General features: G+C 64.5%; 4 protein-coding genes. 1 reads left to right on the top strand and 3 read right to left on the bottom strand.

Annotated features, from left to right (window positions below; genetic code table 11):
* Positions 1-140: 140 nt before the first annotated feature.
* Positions 141-602, bottom strand: a complete 462-nt coding sequence (locus GY937_00840; protein MCP5055251.1) for a nuclear transport factor 2 family protein — start codon at positions 600-602, stop codon at positions 141-143.
* Positions 603-651: 49 nt separating this feature from the next.
* Here GY937_00840 and GY937_00835 point away from each other — a divergent pair, with 49 nt between their 5' ends.
* Complete coding sequence (locus GY937_00835; GenBank protein ID MCP5055250.1) at positions 652-3,264, top strand: response regulator; 2,613 nt, start codon at positions 652-654, stop codon at positions 3,262-3,264.
* A gap of 41 nt (positions 3,265-3,305) precedes the next feature.
* Here the strand turns inward: GY937_00835 and GY937_00830 are convergent, their stop codons facing one another.
* Together GY937_00830 and GY937_00825 are read right to left on the bottom strand one after the other, a co-directional pair.
* Positions 3,306-4,346 (bottom strand): alcohol dehydrogenase catalytic domain-containing protein, encoded by a 1,041-nt coding sequence (locus GY937_00830; GenBank protein ID MCP5055249.1) that lies wholly within the window; start codon positions 4,344-4,346, stop codon positions 3,306-3,308.
* Between the two features lie 3 nt (positions 4,347-4,349).
* Positions 4,350-5,435 (bottom strand): Zn-dependent alcohol dehydrogenase, encoded by a 1,086-nt coding sequence (locus GY937_00825; protein MCP5055248.1) that lies wholly within the window; start codon positions 5,433-5,435, stop codon positions 4,350-4,352.
* Positions 5,436-5,616 lie beyond the last annotated feature (181 nt).

The raw sequence follows: 5,616 nt of genomic DNA, 5'->3' as shown, positions 1-5,616 counted from the left end.
GTCAAGTCAATCCGATACCGCTTCTTCGACATACGGGCCCCATGAATCGGCCCGCGACACGGCGAGAACCGATTGGCTGCGGGGGACGCAGTGCTTAGCATGACAACACTTCCGCCTTTGGTCGATACAAGGGACTAGCTTCAGCTTCGCTCGGGCGCGTCCAGATCGATCCGTAGATGCTGGCTCAGGTCGCCGACCTGATCGACGAAGAAACAGCGTGACGCGAATCGCCATCGTTCGTCGACGTGTTCCATGCGATCCCGATAGCGCCCGGTGATGATCAGTTGAAGCGGAAGCGTGTCGGTCTGCTGGTAGACGCTGTAGGACGAGCGGACGTCCGCGCTTCCCCCAGCAGCATCGATTTCCAGGATCGGGTTCGTGACGACGTGCTTCGTCTTGGGCGTACCGGTATCGGAATAAAAGCGGGTCGTTCCGGCGTAGTGGCGGGCGACCGCATCGGCACCCTCGACGCGCATGGCCGTGCCGTCCGCGGTGAGGACGGCATGGGCGAAGAGTTCTCCGACGCTGGCATAGTTCCCCGCATCGATGCACTCCGCATAGCGGTACAAGAGGTTGGTGATCTCGGTGGCGTCATCCCTCATGGGCGCAGCCTACACCGATGGTATGATCCGGGCAGGTCAGGAGACAACGTTGGACGGTTTCCTCTTGGTACTCGTCGGGGTCGTGGTGGCCATTCCGGCCTATCTCGTTCTGCGGAGTCGCTTTTCCGAGCTTCGGGCTGCACCCTTGTGGGGAGCCGCCTGGTGCATGCTCGCGCTGGCCGGGGGCCTCGACGCCATCTCGAACGGGCGTGCTTGGCTTCAGATGCTCACCGAAACTGCGTCGCTGCTGGCAGAAGGCCTGCTGCTGGCGGGTGCGCTGACCTTTACCCGAGATCCCCGTTCCGAAAGCCTGCCGGCCTGGCTCTGGCTCGCCGCACCCGCGATCGGCATGGTGCATTTCGCCGACCCCGGGCTGGGGGAGCTGGCGGGAGATCTGGGAGGGTCGATTCTACTTGCGGCGTGTTCGATTCTCGTCTGGAGGTATGCGAAGCGAACCCGTGCCAGTGCCGTCGAGTATGCGCTCAGTGTGGCGTTCGCCGGGATGCTTCTCATCGACCTCCCGGACCTGGAAATCGAGAGCCTGGCCATGTCGAAGGCCAACATACAGGCGATGTGGCTGGTACTCGGTTTCGGTACTGCGATCTGTCAGCTCCTGTCGTTCGTCGAACGAGTCTATCGGCGCCAGCGCGAAATGAGCCGAGAGCGTGAACTCCTCCGACGTGTCGTCAGCATCGCGCGTGTCGGGACCGATCGATCTCGGCTATTCGCCGATCTGTCAGCGACGCTCGGGGGGCAGCGCCCGGAACCCCTCATCAGCCTGTGGAAGCGGGATGGAAAATCATTCCAACTCCTTCCGTCCGAGCGTCACCCACCCATCCCACCAGCGCTTCGCCAGCCACCGCTCGACACTTCGCTTGCTGCCCGGATCATCGCGTCCGAGCGTTCCATTCGCCTGGATTCCCTCGATGAAGAGCCGGTCATCGCGCCCGTCGTGAGCGGATACCAGCTCGAATGGGGGATGGCTGCGCCCATTCGCGTGGACGGAGAGTTGGTCGGCGTGCTCGGGGTCGTCTTCTGGCCGTCACCGACTCCGGATACCGAGTTGGAAGCGTTCGTCGAGGAGCTCGTCGAGGCGATCGTGTTGGTTCTTCGTGCGGCCCAGACGCGCAAGGATAGTGAGCAGCAGGCCAGGTCCCTGGAGGATGGCCGCAGCAAGACGGAGGCGCTCCTCGAGGCCGTGCCCGTCGGCATCCTGCTCACCGATGCCTCGAGCCGGGTGCAGCTGATGAACCACATCGTCGTCGAGCAGTTCGGCCTCGGGTCGCCGGAATCCTGGGTCGGGCGACGAGTTCAGGACGTGATGTTGGCGATCCGTTCCAGGCTGGATCCGAACGTACAGCCCGACCTGGACGCACATATGGAGAGACTCGGCAGATCGCACCTCCTTCCACAGCAAGCCTTCGAATTGCGCTTTCCCGAAGACGATGGTCGAGTGCTGTGGATGAGCAACGAGAGCGTGCGCCAGACGGATGGAACGCATCTGGGACGTGTCTGGGTGACCCACGACGTGACGGCCGAGCAACGAATCGCTGCGCGCATGCAACATGCGGATCGGATGGAGACCCTTGGCACGCTGGCGGGCGGCCTGGCCCATGACTTCAACAATCAACTCACGGGCATCCTTGGCAACGCGCGTCTGCTCCTTCAAGGACTTTCTGCAAACGACCCGGCTCGCGCTCCCCTGGAAGACCTCGAGCGTTCCGCGGAGCATTGTGCGTCTCTCACCCAGGGGTTGTTGGCGTTCGCGCGTCAGGGGCCCCGGGCCGAGGGCTGCGTGGATCTTCGTGACTTGTTTGCAGAGCAGGAGGCACTGCTGCGTCCCTCGCTCGCGCCCGGAGCGAGCCTGGTCATCGAAATCGAACCCGACACTCCCCCGGCGGCGGCCGATCCCACGGAGTTGCACCGCGTGCTCACCAATCTGCTGGTGAATGCGGTGGATGCCATCGGTTCCTGTGGACGGATCGTGTTGGCGGCCCGAGGGATCGACGGGGGGCAAGCGCTCGAACTCTCCGTCACGGACGACGGCGTGGGAATGGATGCCAAGACCCGTCGTCGCATCTTCGATCCGTTCTTCACGACCAAGGGCAAAGGCGACGGTCATGGAACCGGTCTGGGACTTGCGGTCGCCTACGGCATCGTCGAGGCGCATGGAGGCTCGATCGATGTGACGAGTCGTCCCGGCGCGGGAAGTCGCTTCCAGCTCTTCTGGCCGGCCGCCTCCGGGCCAGTGCAAACCGTCGAGCATCCGGAGGCAGCAGATGCGTGCATGGATTCGGTCGGGGAGGGGACCATCCTGCTGGCCGAGGATGAACCCGGCGTGCGGCGGATGGCGCGGGTGGCCCTCGAGGGCGCCGGCTACCGGGTATTGGAGGCCGAGAACGGGGACGACGCGCTCACCTGCTTCGACGCGCACGCGGGCGACGTCGACCTGCTTCTCTTCGATCTCAGCATGCCCGGCCTCGACGGGCTCACTGCAGTCGAGGCCATTCGAAAGCTGGCACCTGGTCTTCCCGCCCTCGTAATGAGCGGGCATCCCGACCGCGATCGGGTCTGGCCGGTCGACGTACCCCTGCTTCCGAAACCCTTCGGCCCGACGCTCCTACTCGAACAGATCGGAAAGCTGCTCGCCGGCCGATCGTAGCGGGCTGGCTGGGTCCGGTGGGCGTCTCTTGCTAGCCGAAGTCAGTGGCTGGGATCGAGGAGCACCTTCAGGATGCCGTCTTCGCGCGCGCTGAAGCGTCGGTAGGCTTCGGCGCCTTCGGAGAGCCCCATCCGGTGGGTGAATACCCTTTCCGGTTGCAGCCGCCCGGAAGTGACGAGGGGAATCAAGGCCGGCCACAACTCGGGAACCGGAACCAGGCCGATCCGGAAGGTGAGATCCTTCATCAACGCCAGGACCATCGGAAACGGAACGGCCGGGCTGGTGTTCACGCCGATCACCGAAACCGTTCCGGCTGCGCGAACCCATTCGATCGCCTTGAGGATGGTCGCATCGGATCCGACCGCCTCGATGATCCGATCGGCCCCCTGCTCATTCGTCAGATCCGCGATGACGGCGTCGGCCTCGTCGACGGTGACAGGAATCCCGCCGAGTTCTTTGGCCAGAGCCAGGCGTTCCGGGACCCGGTCGACGACCAGGATGCGTGCTGCTCCGAAGAGCTGAGCCGAGAGCAGGGCCAACAAGCCCACCGGGCCCGCGCCGATCACGACGACGGTATCGCCTGGCTCGATGTCCGCATTCCGAGCGCCGAAGTAGCCGGTCGGCAGGATGTCGGTGAGAAGGACGGCCTGCTCGACGCTCACGCCTTCGGGGATCGGGCGAATGGCATGGTCCGCGCCGGGCACGGCGACGGCTTCCGCCTGACCGCCGGGTAGCTCCGGGCCCACGCCGAACACCTGGGTTTGCTTGCGCTCGCAGCGCACCACTTCTCCGCGCGCACAACGCTTGCATTGGCCGCATCCGATCACGCCCGAAACCAGCACATGATCACCGACCCGGACGTTCGCTACCTCGCGGCCGGTCTCCACGACCTCTCCAACGAATTCGTGGCCGACGACGACACCCGAAGGGACGGGCATGGCGCCATGATAGAGGTGAAGATCCGATCCGCAGATCGCGGCCCGCTCCACCTTCACCAGAGCGCTGCGGGCATCCGGCGGTGTCGGGTCCGGAACGGACTCGACACGCATGTCCTCTTTTCCGTGATAGACGAGAGCCTTCATCGGCTACTCGAACGAGATCACGCTGCGCGCGATCTCGCCTGCTTTCATCTTGTCGAAGGAGGTGTTCACCTCTTCGAGGCTGAGTCGGGTCGAGATCATTTCGTCCAGCTTCAGGCGGCCGTCCAGGTAGAAATCGACGTAGCGCGGCATGTCGATGCGGAAGCGATTGGAGCCCATCATCGAACCGACGATCGATTTGCCTTGGAGCACCAGATCCAGGGGCTGGAATTCGACGCCGACGCCAATCGGCACCACGCCGACCAACACGCAGGTGCCCCCCTTGCGAATCATCATGGCGGCTTGTTGGCAGGTGCCGGGCGTGCCGATGCACTCGAACGAGTAGTCGACGCCACCTCCGGTCGCTTCGAGCACCGCTGCGACAGCGTCGGTCTCCTTCGCGTTGATGCCTTCGCTGGCGCCGAGCTTCTGGGCCAGTTCGAGCTTCCAGGGCACGGTATCGACGGCAATCACCCGGCCGGCCCCCGCGATGTGGCAACCCTGGATCGCCGCCAGGCCAACGCCACCGCAGCCGATCACGACGGCGGTCTGGCCTGGGCGGATGTTGGCCGTGTTGATCGCAGCGCCGAGGCCCGTGGTCACACCACAACCGATCAATGCGGCCTGCTCGAGGGGCATTTCCTCCTTGATCTTCACGAGCGCGTTCTCGTGGACGAGCATCTCTTCGGCAAAGGCCGAGAGGTGGGCGAATTGATGAATGGTCTCATCGCCCTTTGAGATGCGCGGCGCGGCGTCCGGCGCGCGACTTGTCGCATCGCCTCCGCACAGGTTGGGTTCGCCTCGCAAGCAATACTCGCAGGTGCCACAGAACGCTGACAAGCAACCGATGACGTGATCGCCCGGCGCTACGTAAGTGACCTCCGGGCCGACCGCTTCGACGATTCCGGCGGGCTCATGGCCCAGCACCATCGGCGGCGGAACGGGAAGTGTACCCTCGAGGCAGTGGAGATCGCTATGACACACACCGCAGGCCGAGGTGCGAACGCGGACCTCGTGAGGGCCCGGGTCGGCCAGTTGGACGTCCTCGATCTCGAGGGGGGTGTTGTAGGCACGGAGGACGGCGGCCTTCATGACGGCTCCTTGGGAAAGGGGATGGATTCAAGCGTAGCGCGGCGGCGGCCCGCTTCGCTCAGGTCTCCGCCGATCCTGGCGCGGGCTCACTCTCGAGGAACGCGTCGATCGAAGCCTTCACGAGAAGCACCTGAAACGGAAAGCAGTCGACCAGGCCATCCAGGCTCGATTGCTGCCCTAG

This window comes from bacterium, from assembly GCA_024228115.1.
GTDB lineage: Bacteria > Myxococcota_A > UBA9160 > UBA9160 > UBA6930.
This window is presented reverse-complemented; position numbering and strand designations above follow the sequence as displayed.

What these genes read in the sequence shown, in the direction of transcription:
- GY937_00840 (MCP5055251.1), bottom strand. Translation starts at nt 602, where the DNA reads ATGAGGGATGACGCCACCGAGATCACCAACCTCTTGTACCGCTATGCG.
- GY937_00830 (MCP5055249.1), bottom strand. Translation starts at nt 4,346, where the DNA reads ATGAAGGCTCTCGTCTATCACGGAAAAGAGGACATGCGTGTCGAGTCC.
- GY937_00825 (MCP5055248.1), bottom strand. Translation starts at nt 5,435, where the DNA reads ATGAAGGCCGCCGTCCTCCGTGCCTACAACACCCCCCTCGAGATCGAG.